The 23,822-nt window shown below is 38.0% G+C and carries 23 protein-coding genes, 1 pseudogene and 1 CRISPR repeat array; of the genes and pseudogenes, 21 read left to right on the top strand and 3 right to left on the bottom strand.

The genetic code is table 11. The annotated features are described in order from the left end of the window. The first annotated feature begins 2 nt into the window (after positions 1–2). The 8 genes and pseudogenes from cas2 to DXB73_RS08165 all read left to right on the top strand — a co-directional run bounded on the left by cas2 (position 3) and on the right by DXB73_RS08165 (position 12,101). Positions 3–308: a CRISPR-associated endonuclease Cas2 gene (gene cas2, locus DXB73_RS08195; protein WP_118507332.1), complete on the top strand. Its 306-nt coding sequence runs from the start codon at positions 3–5 to the stop codon at positions 306–308. 27 nt (positions 309–335) lie between these two features. Further along, positions 336–1,013, top strand: coding sequence for a type II-A CRISPR-associated protein Csn2 (csn2, locus tag DXB73_RS08190; RefSeq protein WP_118690756.1), 678 nt, complete (start codon positions 336–338; stop codon positions 1,011–1,013). A 102-nt stretch (positions 1,014–1,115) separates the two neighbouring features. Further along, positions 1,116–4,120: a CRISPR direct-repeat array (repeat unit 36 nt; unit sequence GTTTGAGAATGATGTAGAAATGTATGGTGCTCAAAC). 133 nt (positions 4,121–4,253) lie between these two features. Beyond that, positions 4,254–6,707 (top strand): AAA domain-containing protein, encoded by a 2,454-nt coding sequence (locus DXB73_RS08185; protein WP_118690755.1) that lies wholly within the window; start codon positions 4,254–4,256, stop codon positions 6,705–6,707. Positions 6,708–6,722: 15 nt separating this feature from the next. Further along, positions 6,723–9,707: a hypothetical protein gene (locus DXB73_RS08180; RefSeq protein WP_118690754.1), complete on the top strand. Its 2,985-nt coding sequence runs from the start codon at positions 6,723–6,725 to the stop codon at positions 9,705–9,707. Between the two features lie 21 nt (positions 9,708–9,728). Next, positions 9,729–9,967: pseudogene (locus tag DXB73_RS08175) on the top strand (pyridoxamine 5'-phosphate oxidase family protein); the annotation flags it as partial. A gap of 378 nt (positions 9,968–10,345) precedes the next feature. Beyond that, on the top strand, positions 10,346–11,446 hold the full coding sequence (locus DXB73_RS08170; protein WP_118690753.1) for a Fic family protein: 1,101 nt from the start codon (positions 10,346–10,348) through the stop codon (positions 11,444–11,446). A gap of 128 nt (positions 11,447–11,574) precedes the next feature. After that, positions 11,575–11,751, top strand: a complete 177-nt coding sequence (locus DXB73_RS14525; RefSeq protein ID WP_182448265.1) for a hypothetical protein — start codon at positions 11,575–11,577, stop codon at positions 11,749–11,751. Between the two features lie 23 nt (positions 11,752–11,774). Beyond that, a complete protein-coding gene (locus tag DXB73_RS08165) occupies positions 11,775–12,101 on the top strand; it encodes a hypothetical protein (protein WP_022024053.1) in 327 nt (108 codons plus the stop codon). Here DXB73_RS08165 and DXB73_RS08160 read toward each other — a convergent pair. Next, positions 12,096–12,629, bottom strand: coding sequence for a hypothetical protein (locus DXB73_RS08160; protein WP_243104004.1), 534 nt, complete (start codon positions 12,627–12,629; stop codon positions 12,096–12,098). The two genes, DXB73_RS08165 and DXB73_RS08160, sit on opposite strands and share 6 nt — an antisense overlap. A 294-nt stretch (positions 12,630–12,923) precedes the next feature. On the opposite strand from DXB73_RS08160, the gene DXB73_RS08155 reads away from it, so the two are divergent. The 11 genes from DXB73_RS08155 (at position 12,924) to DXB73_RS08110 (ending at position 21,174) form a co-directional block, all read left to right on the top strand. Then, entirely contained in the window at positions 12,924–13,460 is a 537-nt protein-coding gene (locus DXB73_RS08155; RefSeq protein WP_118690752.1) for a hypothetical protein, read from the top strand. A gap of 28 nt (positions 13,461–13,488) precedes the next feature. Further along, the gene (locus tag DXB73_RS14380; RefSeq protein WP_182448266.1) at positions 13,489–13,629 is read left to right on the top strand and encodes a hypothetical protein; all 141 of its coding nucleotides are present in this window, start codon (positions 13,489–13,491) and stop codon (positions 13,627–13,629) included. 4 nt (positions 13,630–13,633) lie between these two features. After that, positions 13,634–14,263, top strand: coding sequence for a hypothetical protein (locus tag DXB73_RS08150; protein WP_118690751.1), 630 nt, complete (start codon positions 13,634–13,636; stop codon positions 14,261–14,263). A 309-nt stretch (positions 14,264–14,572) separates the two neighbouring features. Next, positions 14,573–15,145 (top strand): M48 family metallopeptidase, encoded by a 573-nt coding sequence (locus DXB73_RS08145; RefSeq protein WP_118690750.1) that lies wholly within the window; start codon positions 14,573–14,575, stop codon positions 15,143–15,145. Between the two features lie 14 nt (positions 15,146–15,159). Next, positions 15,160–15,846, top strand: a complete 687-nt coding sequence (locus DXB73_RS08140; protein ID WP_118506712.1) for a response regulator transcription factor — start codon at positions 15,160–15,162, stop codon at positions 15,844–15,846. A 96-nt stretch (positions 15,847–15,942) separates the two neighbouring features. Beyond that, positions 15,943–16,863, top strand: a complete 921-nt coding sequence (locus DXB73_RS08135) for an ABC transporter ATP-binding protein (protein ID WP_118690749.1) — start codon at positions 15,943–15,945, stop codon at positions 16,861–16,863. Positions 16,864–16,887: 24 nt separating this feature from the next. Further along, a complete protein-coding gene (locus DXB73_RS08130; RefSeq protein ID WP_118690748.1) occupies positions 16,888–17,958 on the top strand; it encodes an ABC transporter permease subunit in 1,071 nt (356 codons plus the stop codon). After that, positions 17,955–18,857: a HAMP domain-containing sensor histidine kinase gene (locus tag DXB73_RS08125; protein ID WP_022025020.1), complete on the top strand. Its 903-nt coding sequence runs from the start codon at positions 17,955–17,957 to the stop codon at positions 18,855–18,857. The genes DXB73_RS08130 and DXB73_RS08125 overlap by 4 nt, the downstream gene beginning before the upstream one ends. 171 nt (positions 18,858–19,028) lie before the next feature. Then, on the top strand, positions 19,029–20,021 hold the full coding sequence (locus tag DXB73_RS08120; protein WP_118690747.1) for an aldo/keto reductase: 993 nt from the start codon (positions 19,029–19,031) through the stop codon (positions 20,019–20,021). Between the two features lie 44 nt (positions 20,022–20,065). After that, entirely contained in the window at positions 20,066–20,443 is a 378-nt protein-coding gene (locus DXB73_RS08115) for a hypothetical protein (protein ID WP_022025018.1), read from the top strand. 209 nt (positions 20,444–20,652) lie between these two features. Further along, on the top strand, positions 20,653–21,174 hold the full coding sequence (locus DXB73_RS08110; protein ID WP_118690746.1) for an isochorismatase family cysteine hydrolase: 522 nt from the start codon (positions 20,653–20,655) through the stop codon (positions 21,172–21,174). Positions 21,175–21,228: 54 nt separating this feature from the next. Here the strand turns inward: DXB73_RS08110 and DXB73_RS15080 are convergent, their stop codons facing one another. Together DXB73_RS15080 and DXB73_RS08105 are read right to left on the bottom strand one after the other, a co-directional pair. Beyond that, complete coding sequence (locus DXB73_RS15080; protein ID WP_279221300.1) at positions 21,229–21,351, bottom strand: hypothetical protein; 123 nt, start codon at positions 21,349–21,351, stop codon at positions 21,229–21,231. Between the two features lie 284 nt (positions 21,352–21,635). Beyond that, the gene (locus tag DXB73_RS08105) at positions 21,636–21,842 is read right to left on the bottom strand and encodes a hypothetical protein (protein WP_118690745.1); all 207 of its coding nucleotides are present in this window, start codon (positions 21,840–21,842) and stop codon (positions 21,636–21,638) included. Between the two features lie 251 nt (positions 21,843–22,093). On the opposite strand from DXB73_RS08105, the gene DXB73_RS08100 reads away from it, so the two are divergent. Beyond that, positions 22,094–23,215, top strand: a complete 1,122-nt coding sequence (locus DXB73_RS08100) for an AAA family ATPase (protein WP_118690744.1) — start codon at positions 22,094–22,096, stop codon at positions 23,213–23,215. An 18-nt stretch (positions 23,216–23,233) separates the two neighbouring features. After that, positions 23,234–23,746: a hypothetical protein gene (locus tag DXB73_RS08095; RefSeq protein WP_118690743.1), complete on the top strand. Its 513-nt coding sequence runs from the start codon at positions 23,234–23,236 to the stop codon at positions 23,744–23,746. Positions 23,747–23,822: the final 76 nt, after the last annotated feature.

Here is a 23,822-nt window from a genome sequence, read left to right as displayed (position 1 = left end):
ACATGAGAGTGATAGTAATGTTCGACCTTCCTGTACTATCAAGTGCGCAGCGACGAGAATACACGAGATTTCGGAAATATTTGCTGAAGAGTGGGTTTGTCATGCAACAGGAGTCAATCTATAGCAAGTTAGCATTAAATACCAGCATAGCTCAAAGGATTGAAGATAATGTTCGCAAGAACAAACCTCCTGAAGGTTTGGTGCAAATGTTGACGATTACCGAAAAACAGTACGGTCGAATGGAACTTTTGGTCGGGGAAGTTACAAGTGAAGTGATTCAGAGTGATGAACGGTTAATTATACTGTAATCACAGTAAAAGAGGGGAGGGGGATGTTTGAAATTAACACATCCGGATGTTCATTTCGATATAGAATTTGGAAAGGATGATTCTCTGATACCAGTATGTGTTGTAGAATCGCCGGTAAGATGGCGGGAGATTCAAAAGGAATTAATATCTCAGCAAAGTGGTGATAGCGGTAACTGGGTATTGTCGGAAGGTGATAAAGAATTAAAAATCAGCAAAGTCATGGAAATGATATTTAATCCATTGCAGCTAGACGTTAATCAAAGAAAGCTGGTTACTGCCTTTTTGAAATCGTTTGCAGAAAAAGCGGTGAATGAAATGCATTGGAGAGAGGGGCAGGAGCTAAACACACATATCCAAACATTCTTTGGTAATCTAGAGGTGGAGTATTCGTTTGAGTTCAGTATCAATGAGGAACTTGATTATTCGAGTTTGGCGAAAGCTATGGGTATTCAATTAGTTACTGAATATGAAACGGACTTGGAGCGGTTATTGCAATATTGTATATTGCTCCAGGAATTGATAAAGCCAAAATTATTAATATTCTGGAATTTAAGACAATACTTTTCTGCTGAAGAAATGAAATTATTGTATTCGGAAGTGTGCTGTCGAGAATGGAATGTTTTATTAATGGAACATTATATTGACAGTAGAATAGATGGTGAGAAGTGGTATATTATTGATAAGGATAACTGTGAAATCTATTGAAAAAAGAGAAAGATCTCGTTATACTATTATTTAGATAAGTGTGTTTGAGCACAGCAGAGATACATTTTATGTTAGTGATGGCATTTCATTTTCTGATTTGAGGTTTGAGAATGATGTAGAAATGTATGGTGCTCAAACATGTATTATTCGTCAACAACTGATTGACATGTTTGAGAATGATGTAGAAATGTATGGTGCTCAAACCCTATCACTAGGGCCAGCCCAACCGCTATTGTTTGAGAATGATGTAGAAATGTATGGTGCTCAAACTAACACAAACTGGCAGAGTGCGAAGAGTTGGTTTGAGAATGATGTAGAAATGTATGGTGCTCAAACTTTGAGTTTAGATGTACTTACATGTTGACTGTTTGAGAATGATGTAGAAATGTATGGTGCTCAAACTAAGATTATTGCTAATTCAAGCAACCCCAAGTTTGAGAATGATGTAGAAATGTATGGTGCTCAAACTAAACGTCACGTGTTAGAGCAACTCGTTGCGTTTGAGAATGATGTAGAAATGTATGGTGCTCAAACACATTCTCCCTTAAAATGGGTGGAGATATCGTTTGAGAATGATGTAGAAATGTATGGTGCTCAAACTTATTATCTCGATGTAATTTTACACCTATAGTTTGAGAATGATGTAGAAATGTATGGTGCTCAAACTTATAAGGTCCTGTTAATACTCGTCTATTGGTTTGAGAATGATGTAGAAATGTATGGTGCTCAAACAAGGTGCTTGCAGATTTTCTTGACAACCACGTTTGAGAATGATGTAGAAATGTATGGTGCTCAAACGCTTTATGAAGTTCAGATTATCGGCAGTGTGTTTGAGAATGATGTAGAAATGTATGGTGCTCAAACATCGTTCATTGTCGCACGCAACTGACTCTTGTTTGAGAATGATGTAGAAATGTATGGTGCTCAAACTACACTACGAAAGATCCGCAAAACTATGTTGTTTGAGAATGATGTAGAAATGTATGGTGCTCAAACCGATTTTTAGCGGAGTGCTTGGTGACTGGGGTTTGAGAATGATGTAGAAATGTATGGTGCTCAAACTGTAAAGATCATTATATAAACGTGATGCTGGTTTGAGAATGATGTAGAAATGTATGGTGCTCAAACTTCAACAAAAGCAGAACCAGCAGTCTCACTGTTTGAGAATGATGTAGAAATGTATGGTGCTCAAACGATCTATGATATCCAGATGAACGACGCATTGTTTGAGAATGATGTAGAAATGTATGGTGCTCAAACTCAAGATCGACCCCGCCAAGGGGCGTTGCTGTTTGAGAATGATGTAGAAATGTATGGTGCTCAAACCTTATAGCAGCCAAACATTAAAAGAGGATAGTTTGAGAATGATGTAGAAATGTATGGTGCTCAAACTTATCTTTAACATATTTGTATTGTAACACAGTTTGAGAATGATGTAGAAATGTATGGTGCTCAAACGAGAGTTGCCGCCATGCTGCAAACTTGGTAGTTTGAGAATGATGTAGAAATGTATGGTGCTCAAACTCCATCAAGTTTCAGATAATCATAGAAGTAGTTTGAGAATGATGTAGAAATGTATGGTGCTCAAACAATTATATTGGTTTGTGTCTTTTCGGTCATGTTTGAGAATGATGTAGAAATGTATGGTGCTCAAACCGATGAATGACGAAGAAAACAAAATCATTGTTTGAGAATGATGTAGAAATGTATGGTGCTCAAACGGCAGTCCACGCTACAGTATCCCGATTGTTGTTTGAGAATGATGTAGAAATGTATGGTGCTCAAACGGCAGTCCACGCTACAGTATCCCGATTGTTGTTTGAGAATGATGTAGAAATGTATGGTGCTCAAACCTTAAAGCATGATGTATAAGCATCATTTATGTTTGAGAATGATGTAGAAATGTATGGTGCTCAAACAATATGTCGGTAGATACTGCTTTTTGGATTGTTTGAGAATGATGTAGAAATGTATGGTGCTCAAACTGGCAATTCTACCACCTTTTTTAGAATACTGTTTGAGAATGATGTAGAAATGTATGGTGCTCAAACTGGCAATTCTACCACCTTTTTTAGAATACTGTTTGAGAATGATGTAGAAATGTATGGTGCTCAAACTCATTAGCACGTCTGACCCCGATCAACTCGGTTTGAGAATGATGTAGAAATGTATGGTGCTCAAACCTTAAAGCATGATGTATAAGCATCATTTATGTTTGAGAATGATGTAGAAATGTATGGTGCTCAAACAATATGTCGGTAGATACTGCTTTTTGGATTGTTTGAGAATGATGTAGAAATGTATGGTGCTCAAACTGGCAATTCTACCACCTTTTTTAGAATACTGTTTGAGAATGATGTAGAAATGTATGGTGCTCAAACTGCGTCAGATGATAATACTGCACGACCAAAGTTTGAGAATGATGTAGAAATGTATGGTGCTCAAACGATTCAAATGTAGGAATTGAGAGCGGAGTGGTTTGAGAATGATGTAGAAATGTATGGTGCTCAAACAACAAATCAATAAAAAGTTTACTGAACAAAGTTTGAGAATGATGTAGAAATGTATGGTGCTCAAACGTGGTTATCTGTGCGAATATGCTAAAGGTAGTTTGAGAATGATGTAGAAATGTATGGTGCTCAAACGTCTATTTGGACAGATCATATGGGTACCGTGTTTGAGAATGATGTAGAAATGTATGGTGCTCAAACGTGAAAAAGGTAAAAGAGGAAGTGTTGCAGGTTTGAGAATGATGTAGAAATGTATGGTGCTCAAACGGCAGTCATGGAACAATATGTACAGCCGGCGTTTGAGAATGATGTAGAAATGTATGGTGCTCAAACAGCAGATATGGCAAAGTTAGCAATGATCTCGTTTGAGAATGATGTAGAAATGTATGGTGCTCAAACAGTTAAGTTGTCTATCGCCATCATTGCCAAGTTTGAGAATGATGTAGAAATGTATGGTGCTCAAACATAGCAGAACTCACCCTTTGCTGCAACGGAGTTTGAGAATGATGTAGAAATGTATGGTGCTCAAACAAGAGTTGGCAAAAACGATATGGATGGAGTGTTTGAGAATGATGTAGAAATGTATGGTGCTCAAATATACTTTAGCAATGGCGTATTTACCATTTGTTACAGAGACTGGGCACCGGAACATGAGAAAATGGGAAAAGGTGTAACTTTGACTGAGGATGAAATGATGAAATTGAAGGAACTATTGTAAAGAGGTGAGAAGATGGATACGAGCAGGCTTATTGGCATGCGTGTTGTTAATGTTAACACTTATGCTATAGGAACAATTGAATATATAAAAGATGGATATATTGCAATTGATTTCCATGGAGATATAAGTAAGTATGCGTATCCATCTTCATTCGCCAAAATGTTTGAACTCGAAGACGAGGTGCTTCAAGAAAAGATACAAACTGAAGGTGTTGGAGCATCTTTTGAGATGTTTAAGAGAGATTGTAGATTTGCTATTAATAGTGAAATAGAGTATTTGAAAGTAACTGGTGGGAAGAAATATAGAATTATTGATGGGGAAAAATTACTATCTAAAAATGGTGAATATTTATATGCGTTTGATACAGATACTGAAATGCATTATCCAGATGGAACAGCTATAAAATTATGGTTTCCAGATAATATTGTAACAGCTTATGTAGTATCGTGTGAAGATTTTACAATACTTATTAGGACGATGGAGTATATTGGAGAATTTGTAGAGAGCGTAGAATTTACTTCAGAACAATGGCAATTATTGGAGTCATTGATGGATAGGCTTGATGAGATGGAACCTAAATCTGATTCTATTGTATATGAAATTGCATGTAATGGAAGAAGGCAAATCTCGCAATGGAATAGTATTAGAAGTGGACAAAATTATGCTTTTAATAGAGCTATCACTGAAAAAATCACATTTATTTGGGGACCTCCGGGAACTGGAAAAACAGAAACTCTTTCTAATATAGCAATAGAACATATTTTAAAAGGAAGACGAGTTCTTATGCTTTCATACAGTAATGTTTCAGTAGACGGAGCCCTACTTCGTGTTGCAAAAAAAGCGGATCTTCCAGATGGCGTGGTTATCCGATATGGATATCCTAGAACAAAGGAATTGGTCTACAGCAAAAGCCTAACATCGTATCAGTTTGTATTACAAAAAAATCCCAGTTTAGCTCAGGAATATCAAGAACTTTTAGAAAAAAAGAAAAAATTAAAAAGAAGATCACCTGAAAGGCTTGAAATAAATAATAGAATTAATAAAATTAGAGATTATTTATCGGAGCAGGAGAAAGAACTTATTCATAAGTCAGCATTTGTTGCAACCACAGTATCTAAGGCCACAGTTGACAAGGCAATATACACACAAAGATTTGATGTTGTCATATTTGATGAGGCAAGTATGGCGTATGTTCCACAGGTGATATTTGCAGCAGGAATTGCAAAAAACTATTTTGTATGTTTAGGGGATTTTTGCCAGTTACCTGCAATTGTACAGAATAAGGTTGATGATCGATTAACTAAGGATATATTTGAGCATACAGGAATTACATCGGCTGTGGAGAATAATGAAGGACATGACTGGCTTGTCATGCTTGACTTACAATATAGAATGCATCAGGAAATAGCTGATTTTGTAAGCAAAAATATGTATCAGGGAAGGTTAAAAACATTTAATAAAATAATGGAAAGTCGCAACGAAATTGCTACACTTCCGCCATGCCCAAATGAGGCTATGACTTTGATGGATTTGAGTGGAATGTATTCTGTATGCACTAAAACAAAAGACAATTCCAGAATAAATCTTTTATCAGCGATGATGAGTATGAGATTGGCTGAAAAATATATAGGTAATTATGAAGTGGGAATTGTAACTCCGTATAGTGCACAATCCAGATTAATTGTAGCAATGCTTAGAGATATACAGGTAGTAGATAAAAGATGGGAAAAAGTATCTTGTGCTACAGTGCATCAGTTTCAGGGTTCAGAGAAGCCTGTCATAATATATGACGCAGTTGACTGTTATAGAATGCCATATCCTGGCACATTGCTGACATCTTTGAAAAATGACACTGCGAATAGGTTATTTAATGTAGCTGTAACAAGGGCAAAAGGTAAATTTATATTAGTAGCAAATGCTGATTATTTATTAAAGAAGAAAATATCTAAAAATCTAATTTTTACTAAGGCTATAAATATGATGAGGCAATCAACTAAGAAGAAAAAAGGTTTTGAAATATTAGATGAGTTAATGCCTGAATTGAATGAAAAACCAAGCATATACCTTGAGGATAGAGAGACTAGTTGGGGAACTTTTATCAGTGATATTGAGGCTGCAAAAAAGATAATTCATATAGACATGCCGGATATAATGGATGATTTAGATGGTAGGCTTAGTCAGCTCAGTAAAATCCTTAATGAACAGAATGAAAAAAATGTGGAAATTTGCATAAGACATTTGGAAGAGATTGATTTACCAAATGATTTGCAAAAATTCCAAAAGATATTTGAGTATGTTACTACACCGGTAACGATTATAGATAAAAGTATAATATGGTTTGGACAACCTCTATATGCAGCTGATTTTATTTCAGAGGGAGAAATTTTGGATACAGAATATTTTCCATGTATGCGATTTGAGGGGAAATATTTAGCACGTTTGTTGCAAGCTTTTTTGGAAATGTAATGGGAGGTAATAGGATTGAACATAAATGAACATGCCGAAGAATTAAAAAAAGAGGAACAAAAAGTACTTGATATTTTAATTACTAAAATGGATAAGGTAATTAGAAATCTTGATCAAAGAATGCAGGGTTATGTGGAAGAGGCGAGGAATACAGATATATCCATTAATCCAGATTCTTATTTAGCAAAAGTACTGGCTCAACAGGGGCTTAAGGATACTCATGAAAATAGAAAAAATTTTCTTCAAGCAAGAGATGAACTATATCATACACGCTTATTATTGCATTATAAAGATGTTAATGGAGAAGGTTTAGTCGAAATTAAGGTGGGACTTCATTCATGTAATAATAATGCCGAAAATTTTGTGACATCTTGGAAAATGCCATTATGTAGACATTATATATTGAATAACTCATCTGTAGAATATGAAAGTGTAGTAAAAGATAAACATGGGATAGAACATCATACAGATTATACACTTATTGTAAAAAATCAAGTAAAACTGAGATTTACAAGAGTTGTGAGTGCATTAAATTTAGTTCCTGGTGTGTTTGATGATGTACTAATGAATCAGATAAAGGGAACAGGCTATTTCAGTGATTCTTTCTTGGAAAAAATGATACAGGAATTTAAACCGGACGAATATGACCCTAATGCAGCAGCAAAGATAATCTCAGATGAATTTCTTCAGGAATTATTGGAAAGGCGATCTACACCAGAGTTTAAAAATATTGTATTTTCTATTCAAAAGAAGCAGGGCGAAATTATTCAAGCACCATACAATAGAAATATGATTGTACAGGGGTGTGCTGGTTCAGGTAAATCTATGATCATGTTACATAGATTACCGATTATTTTATATGATAATCCGAAAAGTTTAAATAGAAGTAACTTGTATATAATTACACCATCTCAAATGTATATTGATATGGCAGAAAATATGCGTCATCAGCTTGAAATCTCTGATATTAAGATGGGCACAATTGAACAATATTTTGATTATTGTATTCAAAAATATGCAGGACACAAGGCTGGCGAATATGGAAAGATAAGCTATCATACAAAACTGACCTCTAAAAAAGAAAAGTATATTTATTCAAAGGAGTGCATAGAAGCTATTAAGTCTTTTTTAGATAAGAATTGTAAAATGGATATGTCTTTCCTTGAGCAGGCATCCCAGACATTGTCGGTGCCATTAAATTTGACAGATTCAGGCGAAAATTATTTATCACAGATAAGAGGTAGAGTGCTGAATTGTCAGAAAATAATTAATGCAAATAATGTTATTCTTTCACAGTATTATGCAGAAATTAGAAATACTTTGGATGCTCTGGATATGCTTCGCACAGCGTTAAGGCATCGCAAAGATAATACAATTAGAAATATTAATAAAGCTATTTTTAAAGAAAAAAAGACAATATCAGATGCCCAAAAGAAAATGAAAACTTATGATTCAGTAATAAATGCACAGGCAATTGAAAATAGAAAAATAGAAATCAATGAGTCAAATGATAAAATAGAATTTTTAAAATCTACACTAGAGAGTGTGTATGAAGATGATGGCTATTTTAAAAAATTGGTGAATATTGGTGAAAAGTTGCAAGAAGCGTTGAATATTTTCGAAAATCTGAAAAAAGAGTATGCGCAAAATGATGATGACACAATCAATGAAGCTGTAAATAATATTGGAAAAATCATTGGAGCATACTTTATGATATCATGGGATTTATCTAAAGTAGAAGATAAGTATTCAGAATATCAGGAATCCATTGCTGAACTTTTAGATAAGGCTCAAAACTGCGTCAATATATTACAAAATGAAAATAAAAAGTATTTAGAATATAGCTATTTTGCTAAGATAAAAAACAAGTGTGATATATTGATTCAAATGAATGAAGGTATTGTAAAAAATACATATACGTTTATTATGAATAAAATTGGCATAAAGGAGAGTGACAATGGAAAAATTCAAGCATTTAGTTGCTCACCATATTTATACTTGCAGATTTTATATCAATTTCAAGGACATCCGAATAATGGCTTTGAGTCGTTTTTATCAATTGATGAAGCACAGGGAATTGCACCAGAGGAAATAAGATTACTGTATAATGTTAATGATGGAAAAACTGTATTTAATATGTTCGGAGATGTGTATCAACATATAGAGGGAGCAAAGGGTATTGATAGCTGGTCAGAATATGCTGATGTTTTTACTTCTGATATGCATGAAATGCAGGAAAACTATCGTAATGCTTCACAAATCACGGATTTTTGTAATAAACAATTTGGTATGAATATGTCAGCAATTAATACACCGGGAAAAGGTGTTCATGAAATATTGTCAGATGAAGAATTTTACAACGAAATGATATCACAGCTTGTAGATACGCAGAGAACGGGATTAGCTGCTATAATAGTTGGAAATGATATGGAAGCAAGATATTTATTGAATCGTTTTGGAGCATACGAAAACAAATTTCATGATATGACAATTGAAGATTTCAGTATTCATCGTACTAGATGGAATATTATTAACATTGATGATGCGAAAGGACTAGAGTTTAGTACAGTCATTGTGTTGTCTGGGAGAATGAGCAGAAATGAGAAATATATTGCTTATACCAGGGCATTAGATGAACTTTTTGTATATTCAGATGTTATAGATGTGACTGGAATTGAAGGTAAATCAACGAAAGCCAAGACGAATGAAATAAAGGAAAATGTTGCTTCTAATACAAGTAGTCGACAAGTTCATGTAAAACATGTTTCTGAAAAGAATAATAATAGAGGAAACAGTGCAGTTAGAGATTTCTTTAAAAATAGTGGCTTTGAAGTGATAGACAATAGGGGAAATGGAGGTCGTCTATGGATAATTGGGGAAAAGACAGATATTCGTGATACTGTAAATTCGGCAATCGCTCAATTTGGAATGTCTGGGAAATATGCATCGAGCAAAGAAACAAATTTTAAAAATGGATGGTATACAAAGACTGATAAATAAGAGACACAGGAGGATTACATCATGGAACGAGTAGTAAAATTTTTAAAAGAAGCAGAGATATATTATTTGGCAACTGTGGAAGGTGACCAGCCAAGGGTAAGACCTTTGGAACAGCACACATTTTTGAAGGAAAACTGTATATTCAGATTGGAAAGGTAAAGGATGTTTCAAAGCAGATTCATGCAAATCCAAAGGTGGAAATTTGTGCATTTAAAAATGGCGAATGGCTTCGTATAGCAGGAGAACTTGTGGAAGATAATGTTGGTGTTGTAGTAAACGTCTCCAGCATTGAATGAGAAACTTCACGATTGTTGGAGTGATCGTTTTTAATTTTAGACACTCCGATTATGGCATGGATTTGTGAGGGGTGCAATCCGTGGGCAGATTAGGCGCTTACTGTAGAAATGTAAAATAGTGAAAAAATAGTGTAATTTTAATGGAAAAATTAGCACTCTCGTGATATAATGAGCCTCAGAGAAAAACAAGCGGATGCGAAGCAGACAGTTGTTTTTCTTGGATCATTAACGAGCAAATAAGCTTGTGAAACAAGCGAATAAGTTCTGAAAGAGCGGATTTGTGAGTTTGATAAAAGGCTAATTGATGTTTGATATAATATACGTATCAGGAGGGCGCTTTTTATGATTAAAGTAACTTTGTCAAATGAAATATTAAAGTATATTACTGAGATAGATAAAAACAGGTATAAAGCATCAGAGGTTGCGTTGCCTATTGCGGTAGCAAGTAAGTTGCGGAAAAATTCAAAGAAGAAAAGTTCCTATGCATCTACTAAAATTGAGGGGAATCCTTTATCGGAGAAGCAGGTGGATGAGGTTATAGATAGCGATGAACGAAAACACTATCTTAAACCGGAGCAGGAGGTTCGTAATTATTTCCTGGCACTGAATTATTTGGAAGAGAAAGCGGCAAAGAAGGAGAGGTTTTCCAAGAAACTGATATTGGATGTACACAAGTATGTTGAAAAGGGAGCTTCAAAAGAAAAAATCGGACTTCGAGGACCAATGCCCCCCGGAGTATTATTTGCTGTATATGATTCACAAACAGGGAATCCTGATTATATTCCTCCGGAATATATTGATATACCGGATCTGTTGGATGAATTGGTGGAATATGTGAATGAAACAGATGATCATCCGCTCATAATTGCAGCTGTAGTGCATTATCAGCTTGTAACAATTCATCCATTTGAAGATGGAAATGGGCGAACAGCAAGGCTGCTCTCGGGATATATTTTAGATATCAACGGATATGGTTTTAACGGAATTGGCTCATTAGAAGAGTACTTCGCATATGATATTGATGAATACTATGAATCAATCCAGATGGGGCTGCCTGCACTGTATTATTCGGGACGAGAGAATCCTCCGCATCCTGAGATTTGGATCAATTATTTCCTTCGCATGGTGCTGCTATACTCAAATAAGGTTTGCGAATTGTCAGAGAGTTCAAACAACGAAGAATTGGAAGGAAGCCTTTCGTATCTAAAAGGGAAAGAGAAGGCATTGCTCTTGCTGCTCATGAAGAACTATAAAAGAGAGTTCACGCCTATCGAAGTCAGCAAAGAGCTTAAGGTTACAAATAAGACTGTAATCAATCGACTTGCAACACTTGTAAAAAATGGTTTCGTCATTCCGAATTTGGTTAGGGAACGTATACGTTCCTACGAACTTTCTGATTTTACCAAGCAGAATGAGAAGGAGATAAGAAAGCTTTTGAAGTGAGGCGGGAGATTGATGAAATAATGGATGGCAAAGTGGATAACAAAATTATAAAAAATTCCGTCCGCTTTTGTGCTATAATTTATAAGTAGATGGAGTCGTGAGGAGGTGATGTATCATGCTTACCGACGATGAGATTAGAGAAATTTGCTGAAAATTATCATGACCAGGAATTGGAAACAAAGGACTTTCGTGAAGTGGTCAGTTATATTGTGAAACACGATAAGAAGATGTTGCGCAATTTTAAGAAAAGAACAAAGATGGATAAAATATTTGAGGAAATCGAGGAAAATCAATGTTCTGATTAATAGGGAAAGGTAGGTAGAATACTATGGATTTTTTTGGTTGGGAAGATTTGGACGGGGACGGTCATGTTGATGAAGTTGAGAGCCTGCTTGCAGACGATCTTATGTGTACGAATGATGAGGAACGTGAAATGAATGATGGTATCGGAGGCTTGGGTCCGACCTCTGGGTCGTTTGGGCTGGAAAGTGGTCTTGACGGCGATGTGGATGAGGAATTTCATGATGGACTGGAAATAGATTTACTGAATGCCGACATTGATCCGGATGATTTTCGGTTAATGGATGAGGAGGAAAGACTCGAGGCTTTGGATGACGCTGGTTTGGATCCTGATGATTTTGATGATTTTTTATGATTTTTGACATTGATTATAGTAATAGTGTGATGACATAGAGGACGGTATTCTTGATCGCGAGCAAAGACTTAGATCCTGCTCGCAATCTTGGATACCGTCTTTTTCGACAAAGAAACCTTTTCCCGAAGCCTTCAAATATTTAATAGGCATTTTATAGACCTTCTGCATATCTGTTGTTTCAATTAATGTCAGAAAGTCCTTGCCCAAACCTGAGCAAAGTGTTTCCTCTGTCTCAGAGAGCTCGTGTAACTTCTCCAAAAATTCCAAATAATGCCGGAATGGATTTTCTTTGGCATGCGTTATGCAATATCGGTAAACATCATCATCCATATAGGTGAATAATTGCATACGTGTAGGAATCTTGCCATCGAGCTTTTCTTTAACACGATAAAATTCATGTGTTATCCGCTCTTTTGTCGTAAGGGATTTTTGATCTAATTTCTTAAATAGGTCAATTAAGCGCATATCGAAATCTACAATACAGTCATCTGGATATTCTATGCTGGAATCATAATAATTGTTTTTCATTGATTCCACCATACCTTCTATAGCTTGTATCATGTACCATAATGGAAGTTGATATAATAAAAATATTATATTCTATAATTAGAACAATGACAGTCGGATAGTCTGTTTTTTCGGATGCGCAGTGGTAGTGCCACTAGATTTTCATTTGCCAATCCCCCGCCTGCCTGTTAAAATATAACTATAATTACTGTGTATGGATTTTCGTACGATCCACACAATAATAGAACATACAACAAAGCAAACAGTATGCCCTGGGATTCACTCTAAGCGGATCTGGGAGAATGGAGGTTCACCATGAACAAACAAATTTCTAAGATTTTGACAATGTTGGTGATCGCATGTATTTGTGTGACAACAGTTGGAGCAGAAGCTTCTGCATCTGCGTACAAGATGTTTATGTACAAGAAGGGTGTGAAAGTGTATCGGGAGGCATCGCTTACGAAGGGAAAGAAGCATTATACGAAAGGAACCAATCGCAAGGATGAAGCTACGCAATATCAAATTGTGAAGATGACAGGTAAGCGCATTGTGGTTCGTCCGCAAAAAGGATATTTCGACAGTGCCGATCCTTATTTTTTGAAGAAAAAGATTACGTTGAAGTTATCGAAAAAATGCCGATTTTATTACACAGATGTATTGTTTCCGTTAGATGGGGAGAAACGAAAATATCGTCGTGTGTCCAAGAAATCGGTCAAGAAGTACATGAAGGAGTTAAAGATTTATTATTCACAGATAGAGAATGCCGGCAAGTATTACAATGGTGGATATGCCGGTGAAATTTATATGAAGAATGGGGAAGTGGTGGCTGTACTCAGTAACGGCGGTGACTGATGTTGCCGGTGCGCATGAGGATGCACTTATGTATGAACTGCAGGATATGGAAATGGCGATTCCGGGAGATGCATCGCACATATATGCAGAGTATATGGAAGAGGTCATGGAGATCATGACAAGTTTGCGCCGCGAGTGGGGAATTGTTTATCCGGAAGAGGAGGCATGATTACATGGAAGAGCGCTTAAAGGTTGAGGTGCAGATTTCCTCGTATGATGCAAAAGGGCTGCAATGTTTTGTTGCAGAGCAGATACAGAAGTATCGGCCGGAGGAGTCCGGTCCTAAGAAAATGTTCAAAAAGGTTGCGGGCTCTTTGGTTAAGAGAATACCATGCCAGGCAGAATTGCAGCTTGCATTGAATGTGCTTAGTGTCCCGGCGGTCAATCGTAATTTATCTCGTGAAGCGACGGAGGCAATCAATCATTGGCTGGCAGGCGTTGCAGGTACAGATGGGAAAGACGATGAGAGCGTTTTGACAATCGACAGCTTTTCCTGTCAATTGCGCGATGAGGAAATGGATTTGCAGGCAGATGTGAGCGGATTTAAGCTGGAACGGTTATTGGACTGTCTGCTTCCCCAAGGAGACAGCGTGGGAATCCGGGTTTTACAAGAAATCCGTAACAACATTTCCGAACAGGAATCTTACCAATTACTGGAATATATCGTGTGGTGGGCGAATGAACATCGAGTGTATCAACTTGCACTGGATGCATTGCAGCAAGAAGAGGCTCCACAATATAAAGCGCTTCGCCAGATTCAACCGCATATTGAATATGTGCACGTGATCAGAGACATTAAGTAACGTAACGTAGCGCATCGTAGCGAAAGCGTCCCGTCCCAAAATGGATGATACCTTGCTAAACCGGGACATCTCAGACATTCCTTCAGGCATGTATTTATCAGAGACATAACAAAATAAGAAATCACATAAAAACTCTGCGTTCTTCGGCAATTATCTTAGTTCTCTGATGACAGAACAATTTAATATATTGGCTGCAAAATAGTTTTTTTATGCTAACATAATAAGCAATATGTGGTCGCGGCGGATTTGAGGTATGGGAAGTTTGAGTAGGTGAAATGAGAGGTTAAAGGAAGAAAGGAATATCGGCTTATGATGTATCAAATAGGGAATATTCCGGTGCAAATTGTCCGCTCCCGGCGTAAAACGATTTCATTGGAGATCAAAAAAGACTGCCGGGTGGTGTTACGTGTGCCAAATCGGATGCCGAAGCGGGACATTGTTCGATTTTTGAACGAGAAACAAAGCTGGCTGGAAGAAAATTATGCAAAGATGGTGCAACGAAATAAAGTGCGAATGGCGGCCAAGGCAAAGTACCATTTATCGGACAGTAAAATTCATGAGCTTGCAGAGCAGGCGGTTGAGGTGGTGCCAAAGCGCGTGGCGCATTATGCGGCCCGGATGGGTGTGACTTATGGACGCATTACGATCCGTCATCAGAGAACCCGTTGGGGCAGTTGCAGTAGCAATGGCAATTTGAACTTTAATTGTTTGTTGATGTTAGCACCGCCGGAAGTGCTGGATTATGTTGTGGTGCATGAATTATGTCACCGCAAATACATGAATCATTCGAAGCAGTTTTGGGCAGAAGTGGCAAAGGTGATGCCGGATTATAAAAAATGCGAACGCTGGTTAAAACAGGAAGGCAGCTTGCTGATTGGGTAATATTGGAGAGAAAAATGTATACTATTTTGACCGTGGAAGACGATTTACATATTAATAATTTATTGAAGGAAGCGCTTGGCAAGGCAGGGTATGCCTGTAGTCAGGCGTTTTCTGGGACAGAGGCGTTGTTGTGGTTAGAACACAATGAATGTCAGTTGATCTTGCTGGATCTTATGTTGCCGGGATTATCCGGCGAAGAAGTGCTGCAGCAGATCCGGCAAACAAGTAATGTGCCGGTCATTGTGTTGACGGCAAAAGGCGAGATGGAAGAAAAATTGGATCTGTTGACGAGTGGTGCAGATGATTATATGACAAAGCCTTTTGACGTGAAGGAAGTTATTGCCAGAGTGCAGATTCAATTGAGACATTTGCAGCATGGCGCAGGTGAAGAATCCACACATTTAAAATGTCGAGGGATGGATTTGGATAAGGAAACGCATCGGGTGATGATTGATGGTCAAGAATTGGGACACTTGACGCGGCAGGAATTTGCAATTTTGGAATTGTTACTGGAACATCCGGGACAGGTATTTAGTAAAGAGGCTGTGTTTACTTATGCTTGGCAGGAGGAGTATATGGGGGAAACCAAAACATTGGATGTTCATATCAGCAATATTCGCAAAAAGATTAAGAAAATTACAGAGCAGGAATATATACAAACAGTATGGGGAATCGGTTATTGTATGGTCGCGCATTTATAAATCTTTACTATTTCTTTACGATTTCTTAGCGATATATTCGGAAATGGCAGTTATGATAGTCTATGTAAAACAAGAGAGAGCACAGAAAGGATGAATATGAGCGAAGGCAATAGAGAAATGTTATTGAAAACGAGAGGTTTGACGAAGCAGTTTGGCAAACATGTTGCAGTTGACCACGTGGATATGCACATACGGCGGGGTGCGATATATGGATTTATCGGCAGGAATGGTGCAGGCAAAACGACGGTTTTAAAGATGATCGCGGGATTAGCGGATCCAACTGCTGGCGAGTATGAGATATTTGGCTGTTCCGGAAAATCATTAGCGAAAGTACGGTCGAGAGTGGGATGCCTTATTGAGCAGCCGGGATTGTATCCGAATATGTCAGCGCAGGACAATCTTATGATTAAGGCAGAATTGTTTGGAATCCGTGATAAAAAATATGCAGAAGAATTGTTGGAATTAGTCGGTCTGGTACATGCCGGGCGCAAAAAGACAAAGCATTTTTCGCTTGGTATGAAACAGCGGCTTGGTATTGCTTTGGCTTTGGTAGGCAACCCGGATTTTTTGGTATTAGATGAGCCGATCAATGGGTTGGATCCGCAAGGCATTGTGGAGATCCGTGATATGTTGCAGCGTTTGTCTGAGGAACGAAATATTACAATATTGATTTCCAGCCATATCTTGGAAGAATTATCAAAGTTGTGTACGGATTTTGGGATTATTCACAATGGTGTGTTACTACAGGAGATTTCGCAGGAACAGTTGATACAGCAATGCAGCAAACGATTGGAACTTACATTAGATCAGCCGGAGCAGGCGATGCCGATTTTGGATCGACTGGGAATAACTCGTTATGAGATGATCGATGTCAACCATTTGTATTTGTATGAACGGCTGGAGGATAACGCGCAGATCAATGCACAGTTGGTTGAAGCGGGGGTGTTTCCGAGGGAATTACGGATTTACCAGGAAGAATTGGAACGTTATTTTTTGAATATGACAGCAGAAAAATAGGTTGTCGGTGAAAGGAGCAATAATATGTGGAATAGTATTCGCATGGAATTATATAAAATATTTCGGATGAGATCTTTTTGGGTGATCAGTATTATTATGATCGGCTTGGTTTTTATGACAACAGAGTTTAACTGTGATGATATGAAGGCTGCGAGACAGGAACAAAGTGCATCAGAGGGGAATATTTCGGGACAGGAACAAAGTGCATCAGAGGGGAATATTTCGGGACAGGAACAAAGTGCATCAGAGGGGAATATTTCGGGACAGGAACAAAGTACATCAGTGGGGAATGTTTCGGGACAAGAACAAAGTACATCAGTGGGGAATGTTTCGGGGCAGCAGAACAAAGATGGTCTGCAGACAAGTGAATCGAGGAAAAAGGATCAGGCAAATCTGGAAATAGAGTCAGCGAACGATAATAACGCTACAATATTTTTTGGTATTTCCGAGGACACCAGCGAGATGGATGCAGAGTCAGTAGAAGTCTTAGATATGTTTTTATTGCATTTGAAATCGGGTATTTTGACAATGATGGCGCTTATTTTTGCGATAATGTTTGTGATGTTAGATATCAAAAATGGATATATCAAAAATATTGGCGGGCAGATGGAACATAGGCGTCACCTTGTGTATGCAAAGTGGATCGCCATGGCGATATATACAGTCGTATTTGATCTGATCAGTTTGGCTGTGCAGAGCATTGCGGTATACAAAACATTTCATTATATAAAATGGGGTGATGTGACAAAATATTTGCCGGAGATTTTACTGGGAATGGCATTGCAGTATGTGTTTTTGATCCTTTGTATGACGATCGCAATGCTTATTCGAAGTATGGCATTTAGCATGACATTGGGAATGTGTTTGATCATGGGGGCGGCACCGGTTGCCTGCATGGGGATTTCTGCGGTGATAAAGAAATTGTTTAACAGAAGTGTAGACCTGCAGCCGTATTTGCTGACGACCAAAATGAAAACATTGCAGATTGACATGACTGCAACAGAAATTCGGAATGTGTGCTTGTTAGTGGTCGGCTATTTCGTAGTGATGTCTTTGATAAATATAATACAGATAGAAAAGAGGGATTTGGTATGACGTGGTATGTGGCAGTATCGTTGTCCGCGCTGGTGGTAATGTCCTATTTGTTGGTCAAGGTGCGGTGGCAGATGCGCAAGCTGGAGGAACAACTCCGGTTTGTGCAGGACAAGCAAAGTGATGGGATATTGGTCAGTGATATTCGTATATTGGGGATTGGCAAATTAACGGATTCATTGAATGAGATCTTGCAAAAGCAGCGCAGCAACAGGCAGGAGTGGGTGCAAAAGGAGAAAAGACTTGTGCAGACGTATACCAATCTGTCACATGACATTCGCACACCGCTAACCTCCTTGGATGGGTATTTTCAGTTGTTGGAGGATACAGAGGATGCAAAGGAGCGAACACGTTATTTGCAAATTATTCAAGAACGCATTCATGCGTTGCGGGATATGTTAGAAGAGTTGTTTACTTACACAAAATTGGAAAGCAGAAGTTATGAGGTTCCTTTGACAAAATGCGATTTTGGAGCATTGGTCAAAGAAGCCTTGTTTTCGTATTATAATGAGTGGCAAAAACAACAGATGGAACCGCAATTACAGCTTGAGGAGGGCGCATTATGGGTGCTTGGCAATGATCAGGCAATGCGCAGAGTGCTGCAAAATGTGATTAAAAATGTATGGGAACATGGTGGCAGACATGTAAAGATCGTTTTGTCAGAGCAGGAGGGAGAGGCATGCCTGCTTGTACAAAATGAAGTGATGCACCCGGAATATATTGATGTGGAGCGGATATTTGAACGGTTTTATAAGGCGGATCTGGCGAGGAGTACCACGTCGAGCGGACTTGGAATGGCAATTGCACGTCAGCTTGTAGAACAGATGAATGGACAGATCACAGCAGATCTGCAGGAAAATATATTTTCTATTTGCTTGCAGTTTGTATGTATACGGTCATAAATAACGGCACAGGATTTCTATGCCTAATGGAATTTCCGGGGAACTCCTAAGATGAGTACGTCGTGTTTGTTATGGAAAAATGATTGGGATAGATTCTATGTAAAATATATGATACACTGAAAGAGAATTGTGACGTTATGTTGTTATTTTTGGAACAGGAGGAAACAGAAAATGTATTTGCCGAGTGATAAGAGATATGACAAAATGATCTATTCGCGCTGTGGCCGCAGTGGGTTAAAACTGCCTAAAGTGTCTATGGGATTATGGCAGAATTTTGGGCATCAGGGTCGTTTCAGCGATATGGAAGAAATGGTACATACTGCGTTTGATCTGGGGATTACACACTTCGATCTGGCGAATAATTATGGGAATCCTTATAATGGAAGTGCAGAGGAAAATTTTGGGCGGATATTAGACCGAGGAATGCGTGAATTTCGTGATGAACTTTGCATTTCAACGAAGGCGGGTTATGAGATGTGGGACGGACCATATGGCGATCGAAATGGTTCGCGCAAATACTTGATTGCTTCCTTGGATCAAAGTTTACGACGGATGAAATTGGATTACGTCGACATTTTTTATCATCATGTTTTTGACCCGGATACTCCGCTTGAGGAGACGGCACATGCGTTGGATCAGATTGTTCGCCAGGGAAAAGCATTGTATGTGGGAATCTCGAATTATAATGCAGAGCAGACCGAGAGAATGCAGCAACTGCTTACGGAATTGGGGACGCCGTTTATTGCAAATCAGCCGTCATATTCGATGCTTAACCGTCAGGTGGAAAAGGATGGTCTGGATCAATATGCGGTGGCGCATGGGATTGGGCTTGCTGTCTTTTCTCCATTATCACAGGGATTTTTAACAGACCGATATTTAAATGGGATTCCAACAGATTCGCGTGTGGGAAGAGGAAATACATGGCTTGGAGAACAATTGAATGAAGAATTGGTCAGCAAATTGCAACAGTTAAATACTCTCGCCGAGCGACGGGGACAGACGCTTTCTCAAATGGCATTGTCTTGGTGCCTGCATAATCCGGCGGTTGTCACAGTGCTTGCCGGCGCAAGCAGAAAGCAGCAGATCATTGATAATGCGGCTTGTATAGAACATTTAGAGTTTAGTGAGGAAGAATTGCAGGAGATAGAACAAATTCTTAAGTGATAAATGAGATGGGGATGCTGGATTTGCCAGGGAGGAGAAATGTTATGGAATTATGCGGATTTTTAGCAGGGGATGGAACTTTTACATTTTGTGAATGTTGGCAGCATGTGGCATCTGCCCAAAAACTGGTACAGGAGACCTATGGCGAATATTTGACAGGTATCAGAGCTGAGAACTTTTTAATGGAACAAGGCTATGTTGTTTATTATGCGAATAGCGTGCAACATCGTTTTTGCATAGGATTTGGTGCGAAAAGCAGAATGATGCTATTGACGGCAGAACAAAAGGATTTCATTGTGGCAAATCTTTCAAATGCACTTACTGTAGAACAGCGTAAATCGATGGAAGCATTGCTGCGGCAAGATGAGGAGTGTCAAGAGAAGAGCGTTTTGTCGAGAATGGAGGCAAAATATTTGCAGTGATTTTCGTCTTTACAAAATGTTAGTAAACGTGCCCCGTAATAAGTATTATGGGACTTTGGCGTACATTCGGGTGTGGGAAGTTTGAGTTATTGACATAATAAGCAATATGTGGTTGTGGAGGACTTGAGGTATGGGAAGTTGGAGTTGTTAATAAACAGAACGTTAGAAGCTTTTTAAGCTTGATATAGTTGGAAAGGAAAAGTGAATTTATGAAAGTATTAATTGTAGTAGATATGCAAAATGATTTTATTGACGGTGCACTTGGCACGAAAGAAGCGGTTGCTATTGTACCTAACGTTATTGAGACTATTAAGGGCTTTGAAGGAACGATTTTATACACGAAAGACACACATTTTGATGATTACATGGATACACAGGAAGGAAAAAATCTGCCGGTGCCACATTGCATCAAAGGAACCGACGGTTGGAATCTGGCAGAGGATATCGAGGCGGTGAAATGCCCACAGGACAAAGTGTTCGAGAAGATGACCTTCGGCTCCAAAGAGTTGGGAGACTATTTACAGAGACTGGCTATTGAGGAAGACATTGAAGAAATTACGTTGGTGGGGCTGTGTACGGATATTTGTGTTATTTCCAATGCATTGCTCGTTAAAGCGTATTTACCGGAAGTACCGGTTGCTGTATTGCAGGATTGCTGCGCCGGTGTTACGCCTGAAAGCCATAAGAATGCTTTAGAAGCAATGAAGATGTGCCAGATCGAAGTGCGGTAATACAAAATACCACCATGTCATCTCCGACTGGTGGTATCCTCCTATAAGTTCTGGTCATTCCTTTAACTTGTCACTTTCTTCTTTAAGTTTCTTCTCTTCCTCCTCAAACTCTTCTATTGTCCAATCCGGATGGTGTTCCACGACATCTAAATAACATTTTACTTTGTTTCCCGCCATGATATTTCACATTCCTTCCCAAACTTATTCAATGCCGATTCATATGCTTCCTCAGAAAAAAATATACCATCTTAAACAATACTTGTCAATTTTAGTCTTTGGCTGGTGGTATTTAATCCCAAATTATTTCAGGTTTAGGCTGTTCTGTTTTTGGCACCGTTCCAACAACTTTCGGACAGAGATATTGGAAACAGAGTTTGTTACTCAGGATTGCACTTAAAAAGTGGCGGGAAACCGCCACTTTTTGCGTTTAATATATTTTAGACTACTGTAGAGATGCAATCCTATAACCCGTATTTAGTCCTTATTTCGCCTGAAACATCTGTTGCATTTTTGTACATTTCTCTTGCGGCATGTTGACGAGATTTTTCTAGTTTCGCTAACAACTCTTGTTCTGTTAAGAGTGTATAAGGACTTTTTATGCTATTTGTCGATTCTAAAGGAAATTTAGCTAAATCAGAATCTGCTGTTGTCTGAACTGTAGTGGTCATTTTTTGTTCCTCCTATCATGCTTTATATATATTATAAAGGTGATTTGTGTTCAAAGCAATGAAAAAAGAGTGGCGAATTATCAGAAATTGAGACGATATTTGGAATGAAATAGAATAGGAAAAAAGAGGTTTTAATCCTATGAAATGCTATAATTTACGGGAAAATGTTGATTTTCAAACAAACTTGAGGTATTATATTGAAAGGAGATTACTTCGTGAAATCCGAAATAATAAACAGGAGGTTGCAAAAGATGATAGTAATGAATATAGAAATGGATAATTTTATGTCATTCAATAACTTTGTTATGAATTTGTCATATCCTAAGAAAATTGTCAATTCAAGCATTGAGAATGAATTTTTGACCGGTTTTACGAATTTCAGGTACAAAAAAGTGAACATCTTGATGGGCGCAAACGCAACCGGAAAAACTTCATTTGGCAAAATGTTAATGAATATATTCCATTTCATGGATAAAAAGCAATATACTAGAATTGCCGGACTTATTTCCGATAAAACGAAAGAGGCAGCCTTTTGTATTGATTTTGTGGCAAATATGAAGTATTTATTTCGGGTAAATACAGTCATTTCTCCTCCAGAGGAGGGGCAGAAGCTTACCGGGGAAAATATTGATGTATCTGTCCGCTCCGTGGAAATTCAGAAGAAAGACAGTTATGAAAGTTGCTTGAAGCGTTTGTTGGAAACAAAACAGAAAAAGTATGACAACTACATAGAGGAGCTTGAAAAGGTGACAGGGTTAAGCTGGACGTTTGCCTATCCGGAAGACGATAGCGCAGTGGAATTATTCAGCGCTCCAAAAGATTCCGGTACTTTTATTAGAATATTAGACTTTATATTACGCGCACTGGATCCTTCCATTGTTGCGGTGTATCGATTATCAGAGGTTGAAGGAGCATATGCAATTCGTACCAAAAATAATGTGGCGATTATTCAGGATGGTCAAATTCCGGATATAGGGTGGCTTTCCAGTGGTACAAAATCGGGGATAGCGATTGCGGTTATGATTGCAGATATGATAGAGAAGAAGTGTGATTTTTTCTACTGCGATGAGAAATTTTCGTATATACATAGCGATATTGAAAAAGCACTTTTATCAGTAATGATTGAACTTTTGGGTGCAGATACACAGTTGTTTTTTACAACACACAACACTGACATTTTGGATATGCAACTCCCAAAGCATTCATATACCTTTATGAAAAAAGAGGTATATGGAGAAGATAGCAAGATTGAATGTATCAACGCAGGTGAAATTTTGAAGAGGAGTACCGATTCATTAAAATCAGCAGTAGAAAATGATCTTTTTTCATCGGCACCGGCAACGGATTTGATTTACGATATATTGGATATTTAGGAGAGGTGATATTCGGTAATGGCAGATAAAAACTATGTATATTATGTTGAGGGACAATGCGAGGAAAAGCTGTTAAAGATATTAAAGACAGATATGCGTCTGATCCAACCCGGAAAAGTCATAAAACGCAATGTTATACAGGATAAATTAAGACAGGCACAGTTAAAGACTTTGAAAAAGGGGACGACAGCAGTATTAGTTTTTGACACAGATACAGACAACACGGACATTTTATTTGAAAATATCGAATTACTCAAACGAGAAACTGCTATTTCTAAGGTGGTATGCATCACACAGGTTGAAAATCTGGAGGATGAAATCGTTAGAAGCTGTAATGTAAATACGGCAAAGGAGTTGACCAACAGCAAGTCGACCAGCAGTTTTAAAAGCGATTTTATCAGGGCATCTAATTTAAAAGGCACATTAGAAAATCATGATTTTTGCTTTCAAAACTTTTGGAGCAAATCCACGACAAAGAAGCAATATCATGGCATACTAAACGAAGCAGATCAAATAAGACTGAAAAAATAATAAATTGCCTCTGGCAATATTGTGCAATCTATAAGGAATGTCTTAGATAGATTGTACAGTATTTCCGGGGGCTATT

This window comes from Clostridium sp. OM05-6BH (genome assembly GCF_003481635.1).
In the GTDB taxonomy this organism is placed as follows: domain Bacteria; phylum Bacillota; class Clostridia; order Lachnospirales; family Lachnospiraceae; genus Butyribacter.
The sequence above is the reverse complement of the archived record's forward strand: the minus strand, read 5'-3'. Positions and strand labels throughout refer to the sequence as shown.